We start from the raw sequence: 25,769 nt of genomic DNA, 5'->3' as shown, positions 1-25,769 counted from the left end.
TTGTCTCTGGTTATCGAAAGTATGTTCGATTAAACTTTCGGCATGGACAGTCGGGAAGCATGGCAGCTGGATGGTGAGGACCTCAAGGGTGAGGTTCTCGATCTGGTGCGTGTCCGGCATGAGTTGCAGTCGCGGATGGTGTTGTTGATCGTGGAGATGTTTGCCCGTGAGGTTCTCGGGGGGAAGGGGTTTCGGGTGATCGCGCAGTGGTTGCATGGTTCGACGAATTTGGAGATCGGTGAGTGCAGTCTGCTGGTCGGGTTGGCGCGGTTGTTGATGCTCGAACCTGTTGTGGCGGATGCGTTTCACCGGGGTGATGTGGATGCGTTGAAGGCGCGGCAGGTGGCGTCGTTTTGTCAGCATCCGCCGAAGAACATGACCCTGGCGGATGTGGACAAGGCCCGTGGGATTTTGTTGTCGTTGGCGTCGAAGAATATTGCGGATTGTGATGCGGTGCGGGCGGCGATTCGGCGGATTGAGAAGCAGTACGGCAAGCGTGAGGATGGTGTTCCGGTCGGGGAGGATTCGGAGCGTAACGAGTTCTATGCCTCGAAAGGCTTGTACGGGCGGGTGTCTGTGAAGGGTGATCTGGATGCTGTGAACGGGGCGCGTCTGATCACGTTGTTGTCGAGCCTGTCGGCTCCGACGCCGGAGAAGGACGGTGTGAAGGACACGCGTACTCCGGCATTACGGCGGGCGGACGGGTTTTGCGAGTTGTTGCGCCGTTACGAGGGGGCGGGGTTGGGTCCGATCGAAGGCGGCGTGAAACCGCACATCACGGTCACCGCGTCGGCGAAAGACATGACGGATCTGCAAGCGTTGAAAGACCTCCTGCCGTCGACCGATGAACTGGGGTTTGCGTGGACGGATTGGGTGGGTCCGATCAGTATCGACACTGCCCGGATGCTGGCGTGCGACTGCACCGTGACGCGGATCTTGTTGGATGAGAATGGTGTTCCGCTCGACTGCGGTAAGGAAGTAAGAACAGCGACGGTGCCGCAGCGGCGGGCGTTAGCGGTTCGTGATGGTGGGTGTGCGTTTCCGGGGTGTGGGACTCCGTCGGGGTGGTGCGATGCTCATCATATTGTTCACTGGAACGATGGTGGCCCAACGGATCTCGACAACCTGGTTCTGTTGTGCGGTCATCATCATCGGACGATGCATCACACGGAGCGGCGGGTGGAGATCGGCCCGGATCGAAAGACGGTGTTCTATCCGCCGATGTCGGTTGATCCGTATCAGCAGCCGATCGGCGGGAACAGCCCGCCCACAGCAGCCTGAACGGGCGCAACTGAATACGTACACACCGGGGCACAACAATGCCCCGGTGCTCGCTCGATCCAGGATTTAGTCAAGACAACGTGATGTCGGCAATCAGGCCGTGGTGATCGGATCCCTCGATCTCGATCCGTTCCAAGGATGTCGCCACGGCGCCTTTGGTGATGATGTGGTCGATACCGACCACCGCCGGATACCACTTGTCGGTCGGGTACGTCGGGATCAGGCCGGAACCCAATTGATCGGCGGCGCTGGTGTATCCGTTGCTGAGGAGATTCCGGAACTGTTTGTTCGAGTACGACGCATTGAAATCGCCGCTGACTATCACATTGTCCATCCCGGCGACTTCGTCCATGTAAGACCCAAGCTTTTGCTGCTCGGCCGCCCACACCGAAGCCGGCGAGATGTATGCCGGTGCCGGATGCACGGCGAACAATGTGGCTGGCTGCGCCAAGCCGACATTCAGCTCTGCGGACAGCGTTTCGGGTGAGAACCCGTCGAGGCTACGTGGATTGGAGAGAGGAAAGCGACTGTAGATTCCGGCCCCGCCACCGCCGTCGGCGTAGGGGATCAGGAACTGGTGGCTCAGAACCTCTTCAAGCCCGGCGGCTTCGAGCGCCTCGGCTTCCTGGTACGTCAACTCCTGGACCGTCACCACGTCGACGTTGCGTTCGCGGACCATCGCCACAAGCGACTCCGGATCCGCTGCACCGACCATCAAGTTGGCCTGCATCAACCGAATCGATGGACCGTTCGCAGACGTCGACTCCCCAGTTCCGCCGATGTACAGCGGGCTCACAGACCATCCGAACAGTGCAAGGACGACAAGGGATGCGGCGCATACGATCCACTGACGCCCGATACCCGAGACGACGGCACCGATCAGCGGAGCAATCATCAACAAGGGTGCCACTGACGCCAGAACGATCACGATGTTGTGATCGACGTCCAGCTGAGTTGCGATCAAGGCAACCAAACCCGTCACGATTCCGGCCACACCAACCACGGCCGAAAGGCGGCGAAGAACCAGTCGACGAGGGGTCACGGTATCGGGTTGCATGACATCCATCGAAGCAGAAAGGCGCCGTAGCTCCGGGGAAGCGCAGGTGGAGTCGGTGCGCCCTATTGTTTGCGCCCTACTGTTGCGGATACGGCAGATGGCTGCTGCTGTTCTGACTGACGGAGATCGAGCGGCCGAGTTGGGGGAAGGCGCGTTGAGAGCACGCCGGTCTGTCACAGACTTTGCACCCCGCGCCGATCGGCACGATGGTCGCGGGGTCGTCCGTCTGGATTCCGTGGGAGTAGACCATGCGATCGGCGTAGCCGATGTCGCAACCGAGTCCGACGGCGAAGTTCCGCTCGGGGGCGAGGTACCCGAGCCCGCCGCTGTGGGTAGTGCGCGCCACCCAGAGGTATGTCCGGCCGTCGGGCATCTTCGCGACCTGGGTGAGGATGCGCCCTGGGCTCGCGAACGCCTCGTGGATGACCCACAGCGGGCAACTGCCGCCGACTCTGGAGAAGTGAAAAGCGGTAGCGGACTGTCTCTTCGAGATGTTTCCGGCGCGATCGGTTCTGACGAAGAAGAAGGGAATGCCGCGCTGGCCGTGCCGTTGGAGTGTGGACAACCGGTGGCAGACGGTCTCGAAGCCGACCTCGAACTTGAGGCTCAGCAGATCGATGTCGTATCGCAAGGCCTCAGCGGATTCCAGGAATTGGGTGTACGGCAGTAGTAGCGCGCCGGCGAAGTAATGCGCGAGTCCGATGCGGGCGAGAGCTGCGGATTCGGCACTCAATGATTCATCCTCGGCGACAAGAGAATCGATCACGTCGGCTTGGGTGAAGAAGGCCAACTGCATCGCGATCTGGAACGCGCGTTGCCCTGCCGACAGACGACGGGCGAGGGTGAGTACCGACTTGTCCGGATCGTAGAAACGCTTGGGGCCGAGCTTGTCTGGTTCGTCGGTACGGATCGTCACGGTGACGCCGTGCTGATCGCGAAGTAGTCGTGCCAGTTGCAAATCCACTGCGCCAACGGACAATCCGTTGTCCACGAACATCTGCTCGGCAGCGTCGTCCAGAACGGCGATGTGATTCTTTCGGTCGTAGAAGAAGTCCCGAACCTCCTCGTAGGGCATGGGTACGAGCGACACATCAGATGCGGCCTCGCCGGACAATTGCGTCGAGAACTGGTCCAACTGCTCGGTTGCGGCGTGCAAACGACGGTGCAACATCACGAGGGTGCGTCCGACCGCGGGCATTCGGGCCACCAATTCGTCTACCTCTGCCAGCGATACGTCCCCGGATTCCGAGGTTTCGGCCAAGGCGTGATGAACGTCAGCCACGAGGCGTGCGTCGGAATCGGAGGCGAAGAATTGCACGTCGAGATCGAACTCGGCGTTGAGCTTGAGAAGAACGGGGACCGTCAGCGGTCGTTGATCGTTCTCTAGTTGATTGACATAGCTGGGGGAGAGTTCGAGTGCCTTCGCCAGTGCGGACTGTGACAGGTTTCGTTCTTCCCGCAGCCGTCGCAGCCGCGCTCCCGCGTACATCTTCTTCATCGAATCTCCTCGGTGCCGATCGCGTTCACCCTACCGAGGAGCCATTCGCAACATTCGCAACATTGCAGGATCGTTATTGCACAAATAGGCAGTTGCGAGGGCCTATCCCGAGGTGAATGAGCTGCGTAGCGTGCAAATAGATACCGAAGCACGTGAGAAGAGGATCGATGAAGACGCATCTCGTACGCACCCACCGCTCTGCCGAAGAGTTCCCCAAGGAAGACCACCTCGCGTGGAAGATCGCGGAAGTTGCGACGGATTCCGTCGAGGTCACCGACGCCACGTCCGACATGATCGTCAACCGGATCATCGACAACGCGGCAGTTGCCGCAGCTTCCCTGGTGCGCCGCCCCGTAGTGAATGCGCGTGCACAGGCGCAGTCTCATCCGTACACACCCGGTTCCACCGTGTTCGGTATCTCGGGTACCTTCTCGCCTGAATGGGCCGCCTGGGCAAACGGCGTAGCGGTTCGTGAACTCGATTTCCACGACACGTTCCTGGCCGCCGAGTACTCGCACCCCGGTGACAACATCCCGCCGATCCTTGCCGTCGCTCAGCACGCCGGGCGTGACGGCAAAGTCCTGATTCGTGGTCTGGCGACTGGCTACGAGATCCAGATCGACCTGGTTCGGGCTATCTGCCTGCACGAGCACAAGATCGATCACGTCGCACACCTCGGCCCTTCGGCCGCGGCAGGTATCGGAACCTTGCTCGGCCTGGGCACCGAGACGGTCTACCAGGCAATCGGTCAGGCGCTGCACCTCACGACGGCTACACGGCAGTCCCGCAAGGGCGAGATCTCCAGCTGGAAGGCCTACGCGCCGGCGCTGGCCGGCAAGGTTGCCGTCGAGGCAGTCGACCGTGCGATGCGCGGTGAAGGTGCGCCGTCACCGATCTGGGAAGGCGAAGACGGCGTGATCGCCTGGCTGCTCGGTGGCCCGGACAAGGAGTACCACGTTCCGCTTCCGGGTTCTGGTGAGGCGAAGCGCGCCATCCTCGACTCGTACACGAAGGAACACTCCGCGGAGTACCAGAGCCAGGCACCGATCGACCTCGCTCGCCGGATGCGTTCTCGCGTCGGTGATCTCGACCAGATCGCCTCGATCGTCTTGCATACCAGTCACCACACCCACGTCGTCATCGGCACCGGTTCCGGCGATCCGCAGAAGTTCGACCCCACCGCATCGCGTGAAACTCTCGACCACTCGGTGATGTACATCTTTGCCGTTGCGCTGCAGGACGGTACGTGGCACCACGAGCATTCCTACGCGCCAGAGCGTGCACAGCGCCCCGACACGATCGAGCTGTGGAACAAGATCTCCACGCGCGAAGATCCCGAATGGACACGCCGTTACCACTCGACGGATCCGGACGAGAAGGCTTTCGGTGCTCGCGCCGAGATCACCTTGAAGAGCGGTGAGGTCATCGTCGACGAGCTTGCGGTGGCTGATGCGCACCCGCTCGGCGCACGTCCGTTCGCTCGCGATCAGTACGTCGCGAAGTTCCGCACCCTCGCCGAGGGCGTCATCGAGCCGAGCGAACAGGACCGCTTCCTCGACGCGGCACAGCGCACCGCCGAATTGAAGGCAGGCGAACTCGATCAGCTGACCTTCACCGTTTCCGAAGACGTTCTCGCTCGGGCCCCCAAGGTCGCCAAGGGACTCTTCTGATGACGGGCCTCATTGCCGCATCGACGTCTGCAGCCGACAAGCGGATTGCCTTCCGGGCCGGGCTGACGTCCGGAAAGATTCAACGACTCCCCGGTGCGATCAATCCGTTGACAGCCAAGCTCATTCAGGAAATCGGGTTCGAAGGTGTCTACGTTTCGGGTGGTGCGTATTCCGCCGGATTGGCGCTTCCCGACATCGGGCTGACCACGTTGACCGAGGTCGCCGCCCACAGCAAGCAGATCGCGCGGGTCACCGACCTCCCGACGCTGATCGATGCCGACACCGGTTTCGGTGAACCCATGAGTGCTGCCCGCACGGTCACGGTCTTCGAGGACGACGGTATAGCCGGTCTGCACCTGGAGGATCAGATCAACCCCAAGCGCTGTGGGCACCTCGACGGCAAAGCGATCGTGCCCACCGAAGACATGGTTCGCCGAGTTCGTGCTGCAGTCTCGGCACGTCGCGACCCGAACTTCGTCATCTGCGCGCGCACCGATGCTGCCGGAATCGACGGTATCGACGCAGCGATCGAGCGAGCAAAGGCCTACGCGGATGCCGGCGCTGATTTGATCTTCACAGAGGCTCTTGCCACCGAGGCCGACTTCGAGAAGTTCCGCGCAGCAGTCGACACTCCGTTGCTCGCCAACATGACCGAGTTCGGAAAGTCGAACCTCATTTCGGCGAAGACATTGGAAGAGATCGGTTTCAACGCCGTCATCTACCCCGTGACCACCCTTCGTCTGGCGATGTTCGCTATCGAAAAGGGTCTGCGCGAGATTTTTGCGGAGGGCACGCAAGAAGGACTGCTCGGCGAGATGCAGCAGCGCAGCAGGTTGTACGAGATTCTCGAGTACGAGCGTTACAACGAATTCGACAGTGGAATTTTCAATTTCAGCGTGGAGGGGAGTAGGACATGACCGAACAGATTCCGACGATCTACAAGGGCTTGGCCGGGGTTGTCGTCGACACGACGGCTATCTCCAAGGTAGTGCCCGAGACGAATTCGTTGACGTATCGCGGTTACGCAGTGCAGGACCTCGCCGCGAATTGTAGCTTCGAAGAAGTTGCGCACCTGCTGTGGTACGGCGAACTGCCGACACCCGAGCAGCTCGAATTGCTCTGTCTGCGTGAGCGTGCGGCTCGCCGTGCCGATCGATCACTGCTCTCGCTCCTGACCAAGATGCCGGACAACTGCCACCCCATGGATGTGGTCCGTACGGCGATCAGCTACCTCGGCGCCGAGGATCCGGCGGAGGACGACAACTCGGAGAAGGCCAATCTGTCCAAGGCACTGCGGATGACGGCTGTGCTTCCGACCATCGTCGCAGCCGATTTCCGCCGCCGGCGCGGCCAGGATCCCATCGCGCCGCAGTCGGACCTGGGTTTCGCCGAAAACTTCTTGAACATGTGCTTCGGTGCTGTTCCGGAGCCGGCGATCGTGAAGGCCTTCGAGGTCTCGCTGATCCTGTATGCGGAGCACTCCTTCAACGCCTCGACGTTTGCCGCTCGTGTTGTGACGTCCACACTTTCGGACATCTACAGCGCAGTGACGGCTGCGATCGGCACGCTCAAGGGCCCGTTGCACGGCGGCGCAAACGAAGCTGTCATGCACGACATGCTCGAGATCGACGACCCCGACCGCGCAGAAGCCTGGATGTCGGAGAAATTGGCTGCCAAAGAGAAGGTCATGGGCTTCGGGCACCGTGTCTACAAGAACGGTGATTCGCGTGTTCCGACCATGAAGCAGGCGCTCCTCGACGTAGCGGCAGCGACGGACGGCGAGAAGTGGGTGCAGATGTACGAGATCCTCGAGAAGACGATGGTCAGTGCCACCGGAATCAAGCCGAATCTCGATTTCCCCACGGGCCCTGCGTATTACCTCATGGGCTTCGACGTCGAGATGTTCACGCCGATCTTCGTGATGAGCCGCATCACCGGATGGACGGCGCACATCATCGAGCAGGGGCAGTCGAATGCACTGATCAGGCCGCTGAGTCAGTACTCCGGTGTGCCACAGCGGACCGTTGTGGCATAACGCTTTCAACTATCGTGGCCTGACGACTCTTCCAATACTGCGTCGGCGAGGTTCGGTTCTGGCATCACCGTCTCCTGGCCTCGTCGACGCTTCTCCGTTCGCACTATCTGCAACTTCGCACCGAATATTCGCAAAGATACTCGAGTGCAATGTGTTTCGTTTGTTCCTTGCCGGTAATAGCGTCAGTGTCATGACTGAAACGCACGAAGACATCTCGATCATTCGTCATGGCGACACGCTTGACGGCGTGTTCAACCGGCCGGAAAAACACAACGCATTGACTCCTCAGATGTACGACGCCATTGCCGGAGCCTGCCGAAGCGCCGACTCCGACCGCGAGATCCGGTTACTCACTCTCCGAGGTGCTGGGGGAGAGGCGTTCTCGGCGGGTTCCGACATAGGCCATTTTCAGACCTTCTCGAGTTTTCACGACGGGCTCGACTACGAAAGTCGGTTCGTCGGCGTGCTGACCGAACTCGAGAAAGTGCGGGTTCCCACGCTGGCGGTCATCGACGGTGTGTGCGCGGGAGCCGGGCTGTTGTTAGCGGCAGCGTGCGATGTGCGGATCGCGACGCACGGGTCCCGCTTCTGCCTCCCGATCGCGCGCACGCTCGGAAACTCGTTGTCGGTCCATTCCGTGGCGTTGCTGGCGGACAGGATCGGCAGTTCGCGTCTGATGTCGTTGGTCGCTCGGGCGGGGGTCATGTCGAGCGACGAGGCTCTGCGGAACGGCTTCCTCAGCGACTGTGCAACAGAGACAGAGTTCGCGAGCCTGACTGCCCAGGTATCGCGGGAACTCCTTGCGGCTGCCCCGATGACCGTGTGGACGATTCGAGAGTCCCTGCGCCGCATCAGGACCCGATCGATCACCGACAACGATGATCTGATGCGCATGATCTACAGCAGTGACGACTTCAAAGCCGGTGTCGACGGTTTCCTTCGCGGCGAGCGACCGGTTTGGGCCGGCGTGTAGCTCGGCTGTAGAACCAAAGGCTTGCGTTGGAGCGCGCTCTAACCCCTAGCGTTGCCGACCATGACAACAAAAACCTGGATCATCACTGGAGTTTCTCAGGGTTTCGGCCGCGAGCTTGCAGTGTCCGCACTTCGAACCGGGGACGCGGTAGTCGCGGCAGTTCGTAGGCCCGAGTCCGTTGCAGATATCGCGTCGGAGCATCCGGATCGGTTCTCGGCGGTGACGTTCGACGTCCGCGACACCGCGGCGGCACCCAGCGTCGTCGAACATGCGCTCGAGCATTTCGGTCGCGTCGACGTGCTGGTCAACAATGCCGGTCGTGGGATGGTCGGCGCGGCGGAGTTGGTCGACGATTCGACCTTGCGGGATCTCATGGAACTGCACCTGATCGGACCCGCCGCGTTGGTTCGCGCCGCCCTCCCTTCGATGCGAGTGCAGGGAAGTGGGACGATCGTGCAGATGAGCAGCCAAGGCGGCCGGATGTCGTTTCCCGGTGTCGGGGCGTATTCGGCGTCGAAGTTCGCGCTCGAGGGTTGGTCGGAGGCTCTCGCCGGTGAGGTCGGGCAGTTCGGCATCTGAGTGATGATCGTCGAGCCCAGCAGATTCCGCACGGCATTCAACACCCCCGGCGTTCTGAGTTTCGCCGAATCTTCATCGGACTACCGTGAAGTGCTCGATCCGGTTCTGCGTGACATGGCGGCGGCAGACGGTGTTCAGGAGGGCGATCCGGAGAAAGCAGCGGTAATCATCAATGCGCTGGTACACAGTGAGAACGTGCCACTGCGTCTGCCGCTGGGAAAGGAAGCCGTGGAGCGGATATCCGCGTCGTATCGGAAGAATCTGGCCGAGGTATCCGTCTGGGCCGACCTGGCTCGCAGCGCCGACTTCGCGGATGCTGCCGGACCTGTCCGCCCGTTCTAGGCTGGGAGTCATGGCTACCGAAGACTTGATGCGTAAGGCGCTCGAGGCACTTGGGGAAGTGGACGGGCCCATGTCGATCGAGGTCATTCACCGGCTCGTCGATGCAGGGGACGTCGAAGATCCGATGTCGATCGCCGAAGTGTCAGACCTGCTGGATGTTTCGGCACATACCCTGCGCTACTACGAGAAGATCGGCTTGGTTGCGGTGGATCGTGATTCGAGCGGGCATCGTGTGTACGGGCCGGAATCTATTCGCAGGCTGGTGTTTCTGACCCGCATGCGTATCTCAGGCATGGCGATTCGCGACCTGCAGCACTACGTTGAACTGGTCGACGCCGGTGAAGGGACAGTTCCGGAGAGGCTCGACATGCTGCTCGAGCACCGGGACACCGTTCGTCGGCAGATCAAGGAGCTCACGTTGTCTTTGGCTGCGACGGAGTACAAGATTGCGACGTACGGCGGGCGGACCGGAGAGCAGAAGTAGCGCGAGCTACTTGTCCTGCGTTCGATCCAGCCCGCCTTCCATGGATAGCGCCAACTGCTCGAGTGCCGCGAGAATTTTTCCGCGGCCCCGTCCGAGTTCGGTGAACAATTCACCGTGAGCGGCGAGTTCGCGAGGAAAGACATCATCGACGACAGCGTTTCCCTGGATCGTCATCGTGATCAGTGCAGATCGCCTGTCTTCGGGATTTCTCGTGCGGGAGACAAGGCCTCGCTTCTCCAATCGTGCGAGTGCCTTGCTGACTCCGGCCCGAGACATACCGAGGCGTTCGGCGAGACGAATCGCGGTGACCGGTTCCTCGGCGTATCGAAGCGGCACAAGCAGTTCGACTTCCGAAACGGTGAGGTCCGCGGATCGGTACACCGGTTCGACGGCGAGTTCGAGAAGCGCCGTGATCCGCTTGAGTTGCGCGACAACTTCCATGGGCGACGTGTCGAGGTCAGGATTGTTTTCGGCCCAAAGGTTGCACGTACGGGAGCGGAGTGTTGGTTCGTTCACGATTCCTCAGTTTTGTTAACTGGTAAACAAATTTGCTAGATTGCCAGAATAGCTCACCGTCTGGGGTGGGACGAACTGCGGGACTGGGGGAGTGCATGAGGTTCGATGTGGTGATTGTCGGTGGCGGTGCGGCGGGGTTGAGTGCCGCGCTTGTTCTGGCTCGGGCTCGGCGGCGAGTGATGATCGTCGATGCTGGTAACCCGCGCAATGGTGTCTCCGAGCACCTGCACGGGTACCTGACGCGGGACGGGCAGAGTCCGACGCAATTACTTGCGGCCGGACGCAAGGAGGTTCTCGAGTACGGCGGCGAAATGACGACTGGCACCGCAATCGGAATCGAGCAAACGGAGGACGGTGGATTTCTTGTGCAAACCGACGCGACTGCGTCGCTGGAGGCACGGACTGTTCTGGTGGCGACGGGGTTACGTGACGAGCTGCCGAACATCGCTGGGCTGCAGGATCGCTGGGGAGTCGACGTTTTGCATTGTCCCTACTGCCACGGGTACGAGGTTCGTGATACGCCGATCGGTGTACTCGGGGGTGACAACAGGCCGTTCACCATTCATCAGGCGTCGTTGGTGCGCCAATGGTCGGACGATGTTGTCTTCTTTCCGAATCGCATCGAGCTGACCGGCACCGAGCGGGAGCGGCTGACTGTGAGGGGGATTCGCATCGTAGAAGGCGACGTGGCCGGGGTCTCGGTGGCAGACGGTCGATTGGACGGCGTCGAGTTGGCCTCCGGTCAGGTTGTTCCGCGGAGTGTGGTGTTTGTCGGTCCACGGTTTGTTCCACGCGACGCTTTGCTGACTGACCTGGGATGTGAAGCTGACGAAAATGGTTGGGTGGTAACTGATCCTGCGGGAAGTACCAGCATGCCTGGTGTATGGGCCGCTGGGAACGTGTCGGACTCGCCTGCACAGTTGATCACCGCCGCCGCCGCTGGGTCGAAGGCTGCGATTGCCCTGAATCACTATCTGCTCGAGCAGGATATCGTGCGAGCGGTCGCGACCGCGACCGAACTTCAGCCGAGTGTGACCGGAAGCAGCCCTCGCGGGGTCTCCTGAGCGATCTGTTCCAGCGCAGACTCCAACGTCGGAAATTGATACTGGAAGCCGCTGTCCGCGAGCACCCCTGGTAAAATCCAGCGACTCTTCGTCACCAATTCAGCCTCGGTGCGGATGATTCGTGCGCCGAACTCGAGCATCCAGCCCGGCGTCGGAAACCCGTATTGTCGGCCAAGTTTCGCTCGTACCACCCGCATCATGTCGGTGTTGGTTACCGGATACGGGGATGCGATATTGACCGGGCCTGAGATCTCCGGATGCTCGTAGATGTGGATGACCGAGCGAACGACATCGGCGATATGTATCCAACTGAACATTTGTCGTCCGTCGCCCATTCTTCCGCCGAAACCCATTCGGGCCAGGTTCACGATGGGGTTGATTGCTCCGCCGCCGGCTCCGAGAACGATCGACATTCGTAGCGCTACTTTTCGAACCGGGGTTGGGGCGGAGAACAATTCGTGCTCCCACGCTCGCGCGACAGCGACGGAGAATCCCTTACCCAGTTCTCCGTTCTTCTCGTCCATCGGTCGATCCCTCGCGTCTCGGTAGATCGTGCCGGTACTGGCATTCGCCCAGAGCGAAGGTGGCTGCGGCGTACGGGCCAGTGCGCGACCCAGCAGTGCGGTCGTTTCCACGCGGGAGGAGAAGATTTCGTCGGCATTGCGCTTGTTGTATCGGCAGCTCACAGAGCGTCCGGCGAGGTTGATCAGCAGGTCCGCGCCGCTGAGTACGTCGGCAACACCTTGCTCGTCGGACCAGGTGGCATCGCTCGTTCCTCCCCGGCCGATCGTTCGTACGTCCACCCCGTTGGGTTCGAGCGCTCGAACGAAAGATTGCCCTATGTAGCCCGACGCACCGGATACAACGACAGTCTTCATGATTTTGTGTTCCCCTCTGGAGAAACGACTTTGGTCATCAGGGCGGCGACGTCACCGACCAGGCCGCGGGCCACCGGTAGCCGGGCGAGGGCGAGTGTTTTCGCGATGATCGGGACCAGTCCGTCGACCAGGGAACGAGTGCGCGTTTGCCCCGGAGACGAGTCGGTGACCCAATGCAGCGTCACGCCCAGGTAGCTGAGCCACAAGAGTGTGGGGAGCTGGGTCTCCAATGACGCCGGCGTCTTCTGCTTCGACGCCGCCAGTGCTTCGCGCATCAATTCGACGGCCATCGATCTCGCATCGCTCGACTCGGCCGAGAACGGGCTGGACGGCGATGCGGTGGGTAGGGCAACGTGCAGAAACGCGCCACCGAACCCGTGATATGGCCCCATGACATCGAGTCCGGTGTGCAGAACGATCGCGAGATTTTCTGCGAGTGAGCCACCCTGCCGCAGGAGTGGAAGCGCACGCTCTCGGTGATCACGTTGGATGACGAGATACAGCTCGTGAACCAGTTCGTCCTTGCTGGCGAAGTAGTAGTAGGCATTCCCGAGGGAGACCTCCGCTTCGGTCGCGATCTTGCGCATGGTCGTCGCTGCGAAGCCTTCGTCGCGGAAGAGCCGCAAAGCTGTTGCCACCAGCTTTTCCCTGGTTTCGATCCCGCGACTGCTCATGGGCTCCCTTCCTTTGAACGTGTTCAAGTTCAGCATACGCCCAGAAGTTGAACACGTTCAAGAGACGATCTGTTGCGCGGAATATAATAAGCGCGCATACTAAATTCATGATTGAACTTGCGATCGGTTCGCCAGGTGGTCGGCGATGAACGCCTGGTTAGGGGTTGTCTCGGCCGAACATGTGTGTCGTGCAGTGGATCTTGGGATCGCGCAGATCGGGCACGGGAAGAGGTCCGGATTGGCGCGGATGAAGGCGGGCGATGTGCTTGTCTACTATTCGCCGGTCGAGTCCATTGGTGATCGAGATCCGTTGCGCGAGTTCACAGCCCTCGGCGTGATCGAAGAGGGTGAGATTTGGCAGGCGGACGAGGGGTGCTTCAAGCCGTTTCGGCGTCGAGTGCGATACGAGCCGTTCACGCCCGTTCCTCTCGGCGACGTACGGAGTCGATTGGCATTGACCTCGACACCGAACTGGGGGTATCAGCTCCGCCGAGGCTTGATTCCGTTGGATGGCAACGACGTCGAGATTCTGCGCTCGACAACGAGCTGACACACTGACGCTGTGGCGAAGAAACTGGAAACCGACTTCGAGGATGCTGGCGACAGTCCGGGGCTGATGTTGTGGCGTGTCACCAATGCTTGGCAGGCCTCGATTCGCGCGGCGCTGCGGCCTTTCGACCTGACTCACGTGCAGTTCGTTCTGCTCGCCGCACTGACGTGGCTGGACGCGGAAACACCGATAACTCAACGCGATCTTGCCGAGTACGCGCGCACCGATCCGATGATGACGTCACAGGTGATACGGACCCTCGAATCCAAGAAATTGGTCGAACGACGTCCACACCCGACCGACGCTCGGGCACGTTCAGTGGTGGTGACCCAGGCGGGTGCGGCCCTGGCAGGCAAGGCAAATCGTGCGGTCGAAGCATCGGATCGGGAATTCTTTGCCGCTCTCGGGGATCGTCAGGCGGCCTTCGTTGCGATGCTCGGCATGCTCGACCGAAAGTAGCAACCCCCAGTTTTCAGGGGATTACTCTGAAGTAATCTGCAGCAGTGCATATTTGGCTTCCAGCCCGTCCAGCAGGGATTCCAGCGCGAGTTCGAAACTGGCACCGTCGATTTCCGTTGCACGCTCACGCAACAGATGTGCTCGCGTGAGGTGCGGGTAACGCTCGGCGTAGATCGCAGGATCGTCCACGAATCCGCCGGAGAACGTCGCTGTCGCAGCACCCATGACCACGTACTTGACGGAAGCGCCGATCAGTGTTGCCGTGCGCTGCGGCCATCCGGCCCGCACCAACCCGCCATGGATGGCGTTGGCGCGGTCAAGGGCGATGGGCCTGACGCTCGGACCGTAGGCCAAGTAGGGAACGATATTGGGATGCTTGCCCAGGGCAGCGTGGTAGGACCGCGCCCACGTGCGAAGCGCACCGCGCCAATCGTCAGAGTCGAAGCCGCTCACGTCGACGGACTCCATGATGACGTTCGCGACGTCGTCGAGTAGCTCGTCCTTGTTGGCGTAATGGCTGTACAGCGATGGTGCTTGCACGCCGAGAACGGTGGCGAGTTTGCGCATCGAGAAGTCGGTCAAACCGTGCTCGTCGACCAATTTCAGGGCGGTGTCCCTGATGATCGGCTTGCTCAGTAGTGGAATCCGCGGTCGCGCCATCGCACACCCTTTCGTGTGAAAGTACTGGACAACCTTACACCGTGAGTTTATTATCCAATTAACCTAACAGTGTTCGGGAACGTGGAGGATCAGATGACGCGGGTGTTCGAGAACAAGGCCGATCTCCTGGGGGCGGTCGGTGAAACGCTGGGCTCGAGCGAGTGGGTCGAGGTCACCCGCGAGATGGTCCATCAATTTGCCGACGCGACCGGTGACCATCAGTGGATTCACGTCGACGACGAAAGGGCAAAGCGTGAATCACCTTTCGGCGGTCCGATTGCCCACGGGTATCTGACTCTCTCGCTCCTGCCGCTTCTGTCGAAGTCCGTGTACCGCATCGACGGGGCGAAGATGGTTATCAACTACGGGTCCGACAAGGTTCGATTCCCGAGTCCGGTGCCGGTTGGAGCCAAGGTTCGAAACACTGCAGTGCTCTCTGCGATCGAAGAGTTGCCGAACGGTTCGCTGCAGAGTCAGATCACCAACACCGTCGAGATCGAAGGCGTGGACAAGCCAGCCGTTGTTGCGCAGACCGTCGCACGAATCTTGTTCTGAAATCCTGCCAGAAGAAAGCAGACTCCATATGAATCTCGAATTGACCGGTGAGGAATTTGCGTTCCGCGAGGAGATGCGAAAGTTCTTCACCACCGAATTCTCGCCCGAACTTCGTGCACGTGCAGCGGGATTCGGAAAGCTGACGCGTGAAGACATCGTTGCGGGCCAACAGATTCTGAACGCACACGGACTGGCGGTTCCGCACTGGCCGGTCGAATGGGGTGGCAAGGACTGGACTCCGGTACAGCGCCACATCTATTCCGAGGAAATGCAGTTGGCGTCGGTACCCAACCCGTTGCCGTTCAACGTGAGCATGGTTGGGCCCGTTATCGCAGCCTTCGGCTCGCAGGAGCAGAAGGAGAAGTTTCTCCCGGCGACGGCTAACGCCGATATCTGGTGGTGCCAAGGTTTTTCGGAACCAGAAGCCGGTTCGGATCTCGCTTCACTCAAGACGGCTGCTGTCCGTGACGGCGCGGATTACATCGTCAACGGTCAGAAGACGTGGACTACTCTCGCGCAGCACGCCGAGTGGATCTTCTGTCTGGTTCGGACAGATGCCAGTGCCCAGAAGCGTCAGGCAGGAATTTCGTTCCTGCTCATCGATTTGGCGACTCCCGGCATCACGATTCGTCCCATCAAACTGATCGACGGCAGCGTCGAGGTCAACGAGGTGTTCTTCGACAACGTCCGTGTTCCTGCGGAAAATCTTGTCGGCGAGGAGAACAAGGGCTGGGACTACGCCAAGTTCCTGCTCGGCAACGAACGCACGGGGGTCACACGGGTCGGGTTCTCCAAAACCCTTGTCGCCACGGCAAAAGAGAAGGCGCGGGAGGTTCGCGTCGGAACCGGCACCCTCCTCGAGGATCCGTTGTTCGCGGCTCGGTTGGCCGAGTTGGAAAACGAATTGCTTGCACTGGATCTGACTCAACTGCGAGTTGTGGCGAGTTCGGCAGACGGAAAGCCGAATCCGGCATCCTCGCTGCTCAAGCTCCGTGGCTCCGAATTGCAGCAGGCAGCAACGGAATTGCTGATGGATGTCGCCGGACCGGACTCTCTGCCGGTAGACATCGCCGACATCGACTCGCCGGAGTGGGCGCAGCAGGCGGCGCCGCGCTACTTGAACTACCGGAAGGTTTCCATCTACAGCGGATCAAGTGAGGTGCAGCGCTCCATCATTGCCTCCTCGATCCTCGGATTGTGAGCATCTGACATGAATTTCGAACTCGACGACGAACAGACGATGCTTCGCGACACAACGCGCGAATTACTCAGCCGCAGCTACGACGCGGAGAAGCGCAACGCCACCTCGGCCACTGACGAGGGATGGAATGCCTCGGTGTGGAAGCAGTTCGCCGAGCTCGGGCTGCTCGGCCTGCCATTCGCGGAGGCCGATGGCGGGATGGGCGCTGGGCCGGTCGAGACCATGGTGGTGATGACCGAACTGGGCCGCGCGCTTGCACCCGAGCCGTATTTGGGTGGTGTTCTGATCCCCGGTGGATTGATTGCTGCGATCGGTTCGGCAGATCAGCGGGCGCGACTCCTGCCGGCGCTCAGCGACGGGACCACGTTGTCGGCCTTTGCCCATACGGAACCTGGCACGCGCTGGCCGGTCGCCACTGTCACGACCGCGGCATCGAAGGCGGGATCGGGGTGGACGATCACCGGCGTCAAGAACCCGGTTCTGCAGGGCGACAGCGCGCACGTCGTGATCGTCAGTGCCACACTTCCAGGCGGCGGCACCGGGCTCTTCCTGGTGGATGCAGAAGGCTCGGGTGTCACACGGAGCACGTACGCCACCCACGACGGCCGTCGCGGCGCGCAGTTCACGTTCACCGATGCCGCGGCCGAACAACTTGGTGAGGGCGGCGATGTCACGGCGGCGATCGTTGACGCAGAGGTCCGGGCGCAGGCAGCTCTGTGCGCCGAGGCGATCGGAATCATGACCGAGGCGCTGCGACTGACGACGGATTACCTGAAGCAGCGCAAGCAGTTCGGTGTTCCGCTCGCGAAGTTCCAGACGCTGACTCATCGTGCGGCTGACATGTACGTGGCGCTCGAACTGGCGAGCAGTATGAGTCTGTACGCGACCATGGCCATCGCCGACGGAGTGATCGATCCGACCATCGCGTCGCGAGCGAAGCTGGCTGTCGGTCGTGCCGCGCATCAGATCGGTCAGGAAGCAATTCAAATGCACGGTGGTATCGGTATGACAGCCGAGTATCCGGTCGGGCACTACGTCTCGCGGCTGGTGGCCATCGAACACACTTTGGGCGCATCGGACGATCACCTCAGGGTGCTGGCCGGCGGCGTCTCGAACTATTCGATGGTTGACGTCACCGAGTAGATCGGTGGGTGAAGATAACGGGAGGTCATGCGCAGGTCGCGTGGCCTCCCTTGTCTGTGCGGGGGCCGGCCCGCGGTATTCGAGGTCGAGTAAAATCCCTGTGATCAGTCCGAGAAGAGAAAGGGATCGAAGTGACCGCGCATACCGAGCAGCTCGAGTTCCAAGCAGAAACACGTCAGCTGCTGGATCTGATGGTTCATTCAATCTATACGAACAAGGACAGCTTCCTTCGTGAGTTGATCTCCAACGCTTCGGACGCGCTGGACAAACTCCGCCTCGAGTCGTACCAGGACAAAGACCTCGACGTCGACGTCTCCGATCTGCATATCGAGATCGACATCGACAAGGCGGCACGCACCCTGACCATCCGCGACAACGGCATCGGAATGTCGCGTGACGAGGTCGTCGACCTGATCGGCACGCTCGCCAAGTCCGGCACCGCCGAGGTGCGTCGTAAGCTCAAGGAAGCCAAGGATGCAGCGGCATCGGAAGAACTGATCGGTCAGTTCGGCATCGGCTTCTACTCCACGTTCATGGTGGCGGACAAGGTCACGCTGCTGACCCGCCGCGCCGGTGAAGATCACGCGACGCGCTGGGAGTCGACCGGCGAAGGCACGTACACGCTCGAGCATGTGAATGAGGCGCCGCAGGGCAGCTCCGTGACCCTGCACCTGATGCCCGAGGATTCCGAGAACGGCCTGCACGACTACACGTCGGAATGGAAGATCAAGGAACTGGTCAAGAAGTACTCCGACTTCATCGCGTGGCCCATCCGCATGGATGTCGCTCGTACGTCGACGCCGGCGGAGGGCGAAGAGCCCGAGGTCACCATCGAGACCGAGACGATCAACTCGATGAAGGCTCTGTGGACTCGCTCCAAGGACGAGGTGTCCGAGGACGAGTACAAGGAGTTCTACAAGCACGTCAGCCACGCCTGGGACGAGCCTCTCGAGGTCATCCCGATGAAGGCCGAAGGTACTTTCGAATACCAAGCGCTGCTGTTCATTCCGTCGACGGCGCCGTTCGATCTGTTCATGCGTGAGCGCAAGGCCGGCATCCACCTCTACGTCAAGCGCGTCTTCATCATGGACGACTGCGAAGAGTTGGTGCCCGATTACCTGCGCTTCGTCAAGGGCGTGGTCGACGCACAAGACCTCTCGCTCAACGTCTCTCGTGAAATTCTGCAGCAGGACCGGCAGATCGCTGCCATCCGTCGTCGTCTGACCAAGAAGGTCCTCTCGACCATCAAGGACATGAAGGCGAACGAGCCCGAGAAGTACTCGACCTTCTGGACCGAGTTCGGACGCGCGCTCAAGGAAGGCCTGATGGCCGATGCCGACAACCGCAAGACGCTGCTCGACATCTCTTCGTTTGCCTCGACCAACAGCGAAGAGGGCGTGACCACTCTCGCCGAGTACGTGGAGCGCATGAAGGACGGCCAGGAACAGATCTACTTCATGACGGGCGAATCCCGTCACCTCATCGAAAGCTCCCCGCACATGGAGGCTTTCAAGGCCAAGGGCCTCGAGGTTCTGGTTCTCACCGACCCGGTGGACGAGATGTGGGTCGACGCTGTCTCGGACTTCGACGGCAAGACCTTCCAGTCGATCGCCAAGGGCGAGGTCGACCTCGACACCGAGGACGAGAAGAAGGCGGCCGAGGCCGAGCGCGAAGAGAAGGAGAAGGAATTCGGCGAGCTGCTGACGTGGCTGACCGAAACCCTGTCCGACGACATCAAGGAAACGCGTCTCTCGACGCGACTGACCACCTCGGCTGCCTGCATCGTCGGCGACGCGTTCAGCATGTCTCCGACGCTCGAGAAGATGTACAAGGCTTCGGGTCAGCCTGTTCCGCACAGCAAGCGCATCCTCGAGCTCAACCCGGAGCACCCGCTTGTCTCGGGTCTTCGGGAGGCGCAGGCCGCCAACGACAATGCGGAGAACCTGACGGAGACGGCTCAGTTGCTCTACGGCATGGCGTTGCTTGCCGAGGGCGGCGAGCTGAGCGACCCGGCGCACTTCACGCGCCTGCTGGCCGATCGTTTGGCCCGCACAGTCTGATCTCGTTCTAGCTCGCTCGAACTCCCGGCACTCACCCTCATTGGTGAGTGCCGGGAGTTTTTTCTTTGATCGTTTTCTAATGAGGACCGTTTCTGTCCGCAATGACTTCTAACGTAGTTCTCACAGGGCAAAGAACCCACGAGCGAAGGAAAAACATCATGAACGCATCGACTGTCACCGTCACCGGCGAGCGCGCGGATCTCCTCCAGAGCCTGCGTCAACATCGTGAATTCCTGCTCTTCACCGTCAAGAACCTCACCGACGACCAGGCTGCTTCGAGGCCGACCGTGAGCGAACTGTGCCTAGGCGGATTGATCAAGCACGTGGGTCAGGCGGAGAAGGGTTGGGTCGACTTCATTCTGGAAGGGCCGGCCGGACTTGGCGGGGACTTCGACCCGACCCAGTGGTCGGAAGAGATGCAACAGGAACGGGCGAACGAATTTGCCATGGTCGAGGGTGAAACCTTGGCAAGCATCGTTTCCGAGTACGAAGGGATCGCGGCCAGGACCGACGAGTTGGTGGCCTCGCTGGACAGCCTCGACATCTCGCATCCACTTCCGAGCGCTCCGTGGTTCGAAGCCGGCGCTCGCTGGTCAGCGCGGCGCGCATTGCTGCACATCATCGCCGAGACGGCCCAGCATGCGGGCCACGCAGACATGCTTCGTGAAGCCATCGACGGATCCAAGACGATGGGTTGATCGACAGCTCGATCAACCGGGATGTTTACACATCACACAAATATGTAACACTAGTGTCTATGAGCACCGAAAAGTCTGCCTTGCAACCGCCGATGCAGTGGGACGCCTGGGGCGATCCGGCCAAGAAGCGTGAACTGTCGGACGCAGTCACATCATTGTTGACCGGATTTCTCGGTGTGTCCGCACCGACTCGCTCGCGCCTCGCCATCGAAGACGTTCAGGTGACTCCGTCCGCCCTGGCTCAGTCGCACGTCGAGGCGCTGGCTGGGCTGGTCGGGGCCGAGTACGTCAGCACAGAGGATTCGGATCGAATCCTTCGGGCCGGTGGCAAGAGCACCCCGGATCTGCTTCGCCGTCGTAGCGCCGAGCCGCAGGACGCACCGGACGCAGTCGTCACTCCAGGGACAGACGCAGAGGTCGAGCAGGTTCTCCGATACTGCTCTGCCAACCGGATCGCAGTGGTCCCGTTCGGTGGTGGCACCAGCGTCGTCGGCGGGCTCGATCCCATTCGTGACGGGTTCGACGCAGTTCTATCTCTCGATCTGCGCAGGTTCGATCAGCTCGTAGGGTTGGACGAGGAATCGGGCATCGCGACGTTCGGCGGCGGAACGACCGGCCCACGGGCCGAGGAGCTTCTGCGTGAGCACGGTTTCTCGGTCGGGCACTTCCCGCAGAGCTTCCTGTTCGCCACTCTGGGCGGGTTTGCCGCCACCCGGTCTTCGGGGCAGGCGTCGGCTGGGTACGGACGTTTCGAGGACATGGTTCAGGGCCTCACTGTTGTCACCCCGAGTGGTGTGGTCGAGACCGGGCGTGCGCCGGCATCTGCCGCAGGCCCCGATCTGGGTGAGCTTTTTGTCGGCTCCGAGGGCACGTTCGGCGTCATCACGCACGTGCGTGTGCGGGTTCACCGCCTGCCCGAGACCACCGTGCGCGAAGGGTGGAGCTTCCCTGACTTCGCCACCGGCGCAGCAGCATTGCGTGAGCTGGTCCAGGAAGGATCGGCTCCGACAGTATTGCGGTTGTCCGACGAGGCCGAGAGTGGCGTGAATCTGGCGACTACCGACAAGATCGGCGAGAACGCTTTCACGGGTGGTTGCCTCGGCATCACCACCTACGAGGGCACCGCTTCGCACACCGCTGAACGGGTGGCGGAGGCCCGAGCAATTCTCACCGCTCACGGTGGGACTTCGCTCGGTGAGGAGCCCGGAAACAGTTGGGAACACGGTCGATTCGATGCGCCGTATCTGCGTGACGCTCTGCTCGACGTCGGCGCACTGTGTGAAACCCTCGAGACAGCAACCACCTGGGGTAACCTCGCGAACTTGCGCTCCTCGGTCACCGAAGCGCTGACCAAGGCTCTCGTCGAGCAGGGGACTCAGCCGCTCGTCATGTGCCACATTTCTCACACGTACAAGACCGGTGCTTCGCTGTACTTCACAGTAGTCAGCGCGCAGACCGAGGATCCGATCGCTCAGTGGCACAAGGCGAAAACTGCCGCTGGCGATGCGATCATCGCCGCCGGTGGCACGATCACCCATCATCACGCAGTCGGAGCTGACCATCGCCCGTGGATGAAGGACGAGATCGGCGAATTGGGCGCGAATATCCTTCGCGCAGTGAAGAATGCAGTTGACCCTGCCGGCATCCTCAATCCTGGAAAGCTGATTCCGTGACCGAAACCCGCAGTCAGATCGAGAAGGTTACCGTCCTGATCAATCCGATGGCGGGACATGGTCACGCGCCTGCGGCCGGACGCAAAGGTGTTGCGCGACTGCGTGCTCGGGGAGTTGCCGTCACCGAGATTATCGGAACCGATGCCGACGACGCCAAGAAGTTGGCGCGTCGTGCGATCGAGGAGGGTACCGACGCGCTGGTGGTGGTCGGCGGTGACGGTGCCATCAGCATCGGATTGCAGGCTGCCGCGTTGACCGATACTCCTATCGGACTCATCCCGGCGGGCACCGGTAACGATCACGCCCGTGAGTTCGGCATTCCCACAGGCGATCCCGAGGCAGCCGCCGATGTGATCGCCGACGGCGTCGTGCAGCAGTCCGACCTGGCGAAGATCACGCTTGCCGACGGTTCCGTCGTCTGGTCGGGAACGATCATCGCGAGCGGATTCGATTCGCTGGTCAGTGAACGGGCCAATCGGATGTCGTGGCCCAAGGGACCGATGCGCTACAACTTGGCGATGCTCGCCGAGTTGGCGAAGATGAAGCCGCTGCCGTACCGGATCGAACTCGACGACGAGGTCATCACGGTGGACGCGACGCTCGTGGCTGTCGGCAACGGCCGCTCGTACGGTGGCGGCATGCTCATCACTCCGGGCGCGTCGAAGTCTGATGGGTTGCTGGATCTGACCGTCGTCGGGCACGGTTCGAGGTTGCGTCTGGTGCGCCTGTTTCCGCGGGTGTACAAGGGAACTCACGTCTCCTTGGATGCGGTACAGACGTATCGGTCGAAGAAGGTCCGGTTGGTCTCCGAGGGCATCATCGCCTACGCGGACGGCGATCGGGTGGGGCCGTTGCCCATCACGATCGAGGCAGTTCCCATGGCGCTCAACATCTTGACGCACACTCGGATCTGAGTTGGTTCTGCCGGTCACGCGGTAGCAGTGGTGTAAGACTTCTCGGATGAACGAATCGAGGAAGTCGGTGCACCGCCGCACTGCGTGGACGTCGGAGCGGTGGCAGCTCACCACCGACATCCCCTTGACCGCTGCGGCCGGCCTGTTCTTGGTGGCGTACGCGTACCAAGTCCTGGCGCAACCGACTGGCTTCCCGCATCGCCTGACCGAAATGGATCATGTGGGCCGCGTGGTTCGTATTTGCCGTCGACTACGCAGTTCGCCTGTGGTTGGCTCCTGCACGCGGTCGCTGGTTCGTCAGGCATCTCTTGGATTTGGCGATGGTGGTGCTACCCATGCTGCGTCCCTTGCGCCTCCTTCGATTGGTCACCCTGCTTGCAATAGTCCACCGCTCGAGCGGGCAAAGCTTGCGTGGACGAGTGGTTGTTTACGCCACCGGGGCTACGGCCTTGCTGATCGGTGTCGCGGCACTGGCCATGCTCGACGCCGAGCGGCACGCTGAGGGCGCCGCCATCACGTCGTACGGGACGGCGTTGTGGTGGGCGATGGAGACGGTTACGACCGTCGGTTACGGAGACATGGCTCCTGTCACTACAACCGGGCGCCTGATCGCCGGAGCGTTGATGATCGGCGGAATTGCATTGCTGGGCATCGTGACTGCCACACTCGCTTCCTGGTTGGTCGAGCGAGTGGCGGAACAGGACGAGGCAGGGCAGGCCGCGACGCGTAAGCAGGTGGCAGATCTGTCCGTGGAGGTCCGAGCTTTGGCCACCCGCACGCACCGAGTCGATCTCGCGTCCGTCGATACCGATTCGCTGCGTCGCGAGCTGGCGTCGAGGGGAGTCGTGGCGCAGCATGCACCTTCGGACAATTGACCCGCAGTACAGCAAACAATAGAACGATGGTCTGATAATCTTGCGTGATGGTGGCGACCCATGGATTCCAGCGCGCGCGCAGGCCCGAGCAGATCGAAGCACGTCGGTGCGCGATTCTCGACGCAGCTCGCGCGATGCTCGGGTCCAAGCCAGTCGCAGACATCAGTCTGCGTGAGCTCAGTGAGAGCGTCGGCCTCGCGAAGTCGAACGTGCTCCGGTACTTCGACAGTCGCGAGGCCATCTTTCTCGAAGTGCTCGACGAGAACTGGGTAGCGTGGCTGGACGGGTTGTCCGAGTCGTTGACTTCGACCGGTGGCGACTCACCGTTTGCCGCTGAAATTCATGTGGCATCCGCGGTTGCGGAATCGCTTGTCTCACAGCGATTACTGTGCGAGTTGATGAGTGTCATGGCCGGTGTCCTCGAAAGAAACATCTCCGTCGACTTCGCCCGTGACTTCAAGAAGCGGGCGACGGTCAACTCGGGAAGGTTTGCGTCGCTGGTTCATTCGCAACTGCCCCATCTCTCGGAGGGCGACGCCGCTCAATTCGCCAAGGTAACCCTGGTGATCGTTGCCGGCTTGTGGCCGACTGCCGAGCCGACTGAATCCATGGTCGTCGTACTGAACGAGATGCAGGCGCCCCCGGCCTCCGACATGTTCGCAGTCGGCCTGCGTGAAGGTCTGATCAACCAGCTCGTCGGGTTGTCGGCGCGAGCGGCAACCCGAACGAGCTGAGAACGATCAGGCGCTGTGCAGCGTCAGAACGGTTATCTCGCTCGGTGCGAACACCCTGAAGGGTGGACCCCAGAATCCGGTTCCCCGGCTGGTGTACAGCTGCGTACGTTCTCCGTGCCTGGTAAGCCCGTGCACCGACGGTTGATCGAGTTTCACCAGAAAGTTGAAGGGCCAGATCTGTCCGCCGTGGGTATGACCGGCGAGCTGCAGATCCACTCCCGCGGAAGCGGACTGAGTAACCTGCTTCGGTTGGTGGGCGAGCATCAGGATCGGCAATTCGGGGTCGGAGCCGGCCAGGGCCATGTCGAAGTTCGCGCCGTGCCCGTCCAGTTTCGATCCCAACGCTGTCGCATCGTCGACTCCGGCGATGACCAGTCTGTCTCCGCCCTTGGTGACGACGAGGTGGCGGTTGTGCAGCGCGTCCCAGCCGATCGAGGTCATGTAGTCGAGCCACTCCTGAGCCTCGTGGAAGTACTCGTGATTGCCGGTCACGTAGACGCGAGCGAGCCCGGCTTCGACCGATGCGAGGGGGGTCGCTTGGCCGAGGCGCTGCTCTACCGTTCCGTCGGCGATGTCACCGACGTGGGCCACGATGTCGGCGTCGAGATCGTTGACTGCCGCGATCACGCGCTCGGACCACTTCTCGCGATTGATCGGCCCAAAGTGAGTGTCGGTGATCGCGACTACCCGAAGTTTGTCCATCCCCGCACCAAGGCGGGGGATGGTGACGTCGACCTGCTTGATCCGTGGCAGTCTCATGGCTTCCCGGTAGCCCCAGATCAGCAGAAGGGCCGAGATGATCAGTGCGGCAACGGCGACGATTCTCGATCGAAGCGGGTCATCCACGCCGCCGACGAGCAGTCCGAGCCTCAGAACTTCGCCGAGCAGGGTCCACACGAACACGACCCAGATGATTCCGAGGAGTGCGTCGCCGATCAGGCGAACTGGATCGCGGTCGGTGTGTCCGTGGCTGAGCACCATGCTCGCAGGCAGGGCGATCAAGAGGGTGGCAAACAGAACGGTGCCGAAAACTGCCACCGCCGTCGGCCAGTCCGGCCGGATGAACAAGCTCCACCATGGGTACACGAACAACAGAGCCAAGATCGACGCGACAATCGCGGATATGGCAACGATCCGCAACGGTCTGCGGCGCGGAACTCGAGCGACGTCGGTCGCCTGGGGTGTAGTCACCCCGT

At 61.2% G+C, this 25,769-nt stretch carries 24 protein-coding genes and 2 pseudogenes; 19 read left to right on the top strand and 7 right to left on the bottom strand.

From position 1 onward, the window contains the following. Window positions 1–42 precede the first annotated feature (42 nt). On the top strand, window positions 43–1,281 hold the full coding sequence (locus tag FEZ59_RS09995) for an HNH endonuclease signature motif containing protein (RefSeq protein ID WP_021345522.1): 1,239 nt from the start codon (window positions 43–45) through the stop codon (window positions 1,279–1,281). Window positions 1,282–1,351: 70 nt separating this feature from the next. Here FEZ59_RS09995 and FEZ59_RS09990 read toward each other — a convergent pair whose 3' ends face one another. Next, a complete protein-coding gene (locus FEZ59_RS09990) occupies window positions 1,352–2,347 on the bottom strand; it encodes an endonuclease/exonuclease/phosphatase family protein (RefSeq protein WP_051296084.1) in 996 nt (331 codons plus the stop codon). Between the two features lie 67 nt (window positions 2,348–2,414). After that, window positions 2,415–3,836: a short-chain fatty acyl-CoA regulator family protein gene (locus tag FEZ59_RS09985; RefSeq protein WP_019745269.1), complete on the bottom strand. Its 1,422-nt coding sequence runs from the start codon at window positions 3,834–3,836 to the stop codon at window positions 2,415–2,417. 167 nt (window positions 3,837–4,003) lie between these two features. Between FEZ59_RS09985 and prpD the strand changes: the two genes are divergently transcribed. From prpD to FEZ59_RS09955, 6 genes and pseudogenes are all read left to right on the top strand, one after another. Beyond that, window positions 4,004–5,506, top strand: a complete 1,503-nt coding sequence (prpD, locus tag FEZ59_RS09980) for a 2-methylcitrate dehydratase PrpD (protein ID WP_070795682.1) — start codon at window positions 4,004–4,006, stop codon at window positions 5,504–5,506. Further along, window positions 5,506–6,423: a methylisocitrate lyase gene (gene prpB, locus FEZ59_RS09975; RefSeq protein WP_020909099.1), complete on the top strand. Its 918-nt coding sequence runs from the start codon at window positions 5,506–5,508 to the stop codon at window positions 6,421–6,423. Before prpD ends, prpB begins: the two co-directional genes overlap by 1 nt. Continuing rightward, window positions 6,420–7,541 carry a bifunctional 2-methylcitrate synthase/citrate synthase gene (locus FEZ59_RS09970; protein WP_021345519.1) on the top strand — a complete coding sequence of 374 codons (1,122 nt, stop codon included), beginning with the start codon at window positions 6,420–6,422 and terminating at the stop codon, window positions 7,539–7,541. Before prpB ends, FEZ59_RS09970 begins: the two co-directional genes overlap by 4 nt. 190 nt (window positions 7,542–7,731) lie before the next feature. After that, window positions 7,732–8,514 (top strand): enoyl-CoA hydratase, encoded by a 783-nt coding sequence (locus tag FEZ59_RS09965; RefSeq protein WP_021345518.1) that lies wholly within the window; start codon window positions 7,732–7,734, stop codon window positions 8,512–8,514. Window positions 8,515–8,574: 60 nt separating this feature from the next. Next, window positions 8,575–9,435, top strand: a pseudogene (locus FEZ59_RS09960) (SDR family NAD(P)-dependent oxidoreductase). 10 nt (window positions 9,436–9,445) lie between these two features. Further along, a complete protein-coding gene (locus FEZ59_RS09955; protein ID WP_134999037.1) occupies window positions 9,446–9,919 on the top strand; it encodes a MerR family transcriptional regulator in 474 nt (157 codons plus the stop codon). Between the two features lie 6 nt (window positions 9,920–9,925). Here the strand turns inward: FEZ59_RS09955 and FEZ59_RS09950 are convergent, their stop codons facing one another. Continuing rightward, window positions 9,926–10,435, bottom strand: coding sequence for a MarR family transcriptional regulator (locus FEZ59_RS09950; protein ID WP_060937999.1), 510 nt, complete (start codon window positions 10,433–10,435; stop codon window positions 9,926–9,928). Between the two features lie 95 nt (window positions 10,436–10,530). On the opposite strand from FEZ59_RS09950, the gene FEZ59_RS09945 reads away from it, so the two are divergent. Beyond that, window positions 10,531–11,499 carry an NAD(P)/FAD-dependent oxidoreductase gene (locus FEZ59_RS09945; RefSeq protein WP_060938000.1) on the top strand — a complete coding sequence of 323 codons (969 nt, stop codon included), beginning with the start codon at window positions 10,531–10,533 and terminating at the stop codon, window positions 11,497–11,499. Here the strand turns inward: FEZ59_RS09945 and FEZ59_RS09940 are convergent. Both FEZ59_RS09940 and FEZ59_RS09935 read right to left on the bottom strand, forming a co-directional pair. Then, complete coding sequence (locus FEZ59_RS09940; protein WP_134999038.1) at window positions 11,457–12,377, bottom strand: TIGR01777 family oxidoreductase; 921 nt, start codon at window positions 12,375–12,377, stop codon at window positions 11,457–11,459. The genes FEZ59_RS09945 and FEZ59_RS09940 overlap by 43 nt on opposite strands. Next, a complete protein-coding gene (locus tag FEZ59_RS09935) occupies window positions 12,374–13,051 on the bottom strand; it encodes a TetR family transcriptional regulator (protein WP_095968852.1) in 678 nt (225 codons plus the stop codon). The genes FEZ59_RS09940 and FEZ59_RS09935 overlap by 4 nt, the downstream gene beginning before the upstream one ends. Before the next feature lie 145 nt (window positions 13,052–13,196). Here FEZ59_RS09935 and FEZ59_RS09930 point away from each other — a divergent pair, with 145 nt between their 5' ends. Further along, a complete protein-coding gene (locus FEZ59_RS09930) occupies window positions 13,197–13,601 on the top strand; it encodes an EVE domain-containing protein (RefSeq protein ID WP_134999039.1) in 405 nt (134 codons plus the stop codon). 12 nt (window positions 13,602–13,613) lie between these two features. Then, complete coding sequence (locus tag FEZ59_RS09925) at window positions 13,614–14,060, top strand: MarR family transcriptional regulator (RefSeq protein ID WP_042952904.1); 447 nt, start codon at window positions 13,614–13,616, stop codon at window positions 14,058–14,060. Between the two features lie 21 nt (window positions 14,061–14,081). Here the strand turns inward: FEZ59_RS09925 and FEZ59_RS09920 are convergent, their stop codons facing one another. After that, window positions 14,082–14,720, bottom strand: coding sequence for a TetR/AcrR family transcriptional regulator C-terminal domain-containing protein (locus FEZ59_RS09920; RefSeq protein ID WP_134999040.1), 639 nt, complete (start codon window positions 14,718–14,720; stop codon window positions 14,082–14,084). 93 nt (window positions 14,721–14,813) lie between these two features. Here FEZ59_RS09920 and FEZ59_RS09915 point away from each other — a divergent pair, with 93 nt between their 5' ends. From FEZ59_RS09915 to FEZ59_RS09875, 9 genes and pseudogenes are all read left to right on the top strand, one after another. After that, window positions 14,814–15,275 carry a MaoC family dehydratase gene (locus FEZ59_RS09915; protein ID WP_020909091.1) on the top strand — a complete coding sequence of 154 codons (462 nt, stop codon included), beginning with the start codon at window positions 14,814–14,816 and terminating at the stop codon, window positions 15,273–15,275. 28 nt (window positions 15,276–15,303) lie between these two features. Continuing rightward, window positions 15,304–16,476, top strand: coding sequence for an acyl-CoA dehydrogenase family protein (locus tag FEZ59_RS09910; RefSeq protein ID WP_134999041.1), 1,173 nt, complete (start codon window positions 15,304–15,306; stop codon window positions 16,474–16,476). A 9-nt stretch (window positions 16,477–16,485) separates the two neighbouring features. Next, window positions 16,486–17,619, top strand: a complete 1,134-nt coding sequence (locus FEZ59_RS09905; protein ID WP_070795688.1) for an acyl-CoA dehydrogenase family protein — start codon at window positions 16,486–16,488, stop codon at window positions 17,617–17,619. A gap of 131 nt (window positions 17,620–17,750) precedes the next feature. Continuing rightward, window positions 17,751–19,679: a molecular chaperone HtpG gene (gene htpG, locus FEZ59_RS09900; protein ID WP_019745254.1), complete on the top strand. Its 1,929-nt coding sequence runs from the start codon at window positions 17,751–17,753 to the stop codon at window positions 19,677–19,679. A 158-nt stretch (window positions 19,680–19,837) separates the two neighbouring features. Beyond that, window positions 19,838–20,377, top strand: a complete 540-nt coding sequence (locus FEZ59_RS09895; RefSeq protein WP_134999042.1) for a DinB family protein — start codon at window positions 19,838–19,840, stop codon at window positions 20,375–20,377. A 92-nt stretch (window positions 20,378–20,469) separates the two neighbouring features. Next, window positions 20,470–22,050, top strand: coding sequence for an FAD-binding oxidoreductase (locus FEZ59_RS09890; RefSeq protein WP_134999098.1), 1,581 nt, complete (start codon window positions 20,470–20,472; stop codon window positions 22,048–22,050). Beyond that, on the top strand, window positions 22,047–22,964 hold the full coding sequence (locus tag FEZ59_RS09885) for a diacylglycerol kinase (RefSeq protein WP_003940547.1): 918 nt from the start codon (window positions 22,047–22,049) through the stop codon (window positions 22,962–22,964). Before FEZ59_RS09890 ends, FEZ59_RS09885 begins: the two co-directional genes overlap by 4 nt. Before the next feature lie 46 nt (window positions 22,965–23,010). Beyond that, window positions 23,011–23,839 (top strand): annotated as a pseudogene (locus FEZ59_RS09880) (ion channel). A gap of 47 nt (window positions 23,840–23,886) precedes the next feature. Then, on the top strand, window positions 23,887–24,573 hold the full coding sequence (locus tag FEZ59_RS09875; protein WP_134999043.1) for a TetR family transcriptional regulator: 687 nt from the start codon (window positions 23,887–23,889) through the stop codon (window positions 24,571–24,573). A gap of 6 nt (window positions 24,574–24,579) precedes the next feature. On the opposite strand, the gene FEZ59_RS09870 is transcribed toward FEZ59_RS09875, so the two are convergent. Beyond that, a complete protein-coding gene (locus FEZ59_RS09870) occupies window positions 24,580–25,764 on the bottom strand; it encodes a metallophosphoesterase (RefSeq protein WP_029256218.1) in 1,185 nt (394 codons plus the stop codon). Between the last annotated feature and the right edge of the window lie 5 nt (window positions 25,765–25,769).

This window comes from Rhodococcus sp. MS13 (assembly GCF_013277835.1).
In the GTDB taxonomy this organism is placed as follows: Bacteria; Actinomycetota; Actinomycetes; order Mycobacteriales; family Mycobacteriaceae; genus Rhodococcus_F; species Rhodococcus_F erythropolis.
This window is presented reverse-complemented; position numbering and strand designations above follow the sequence as displayed.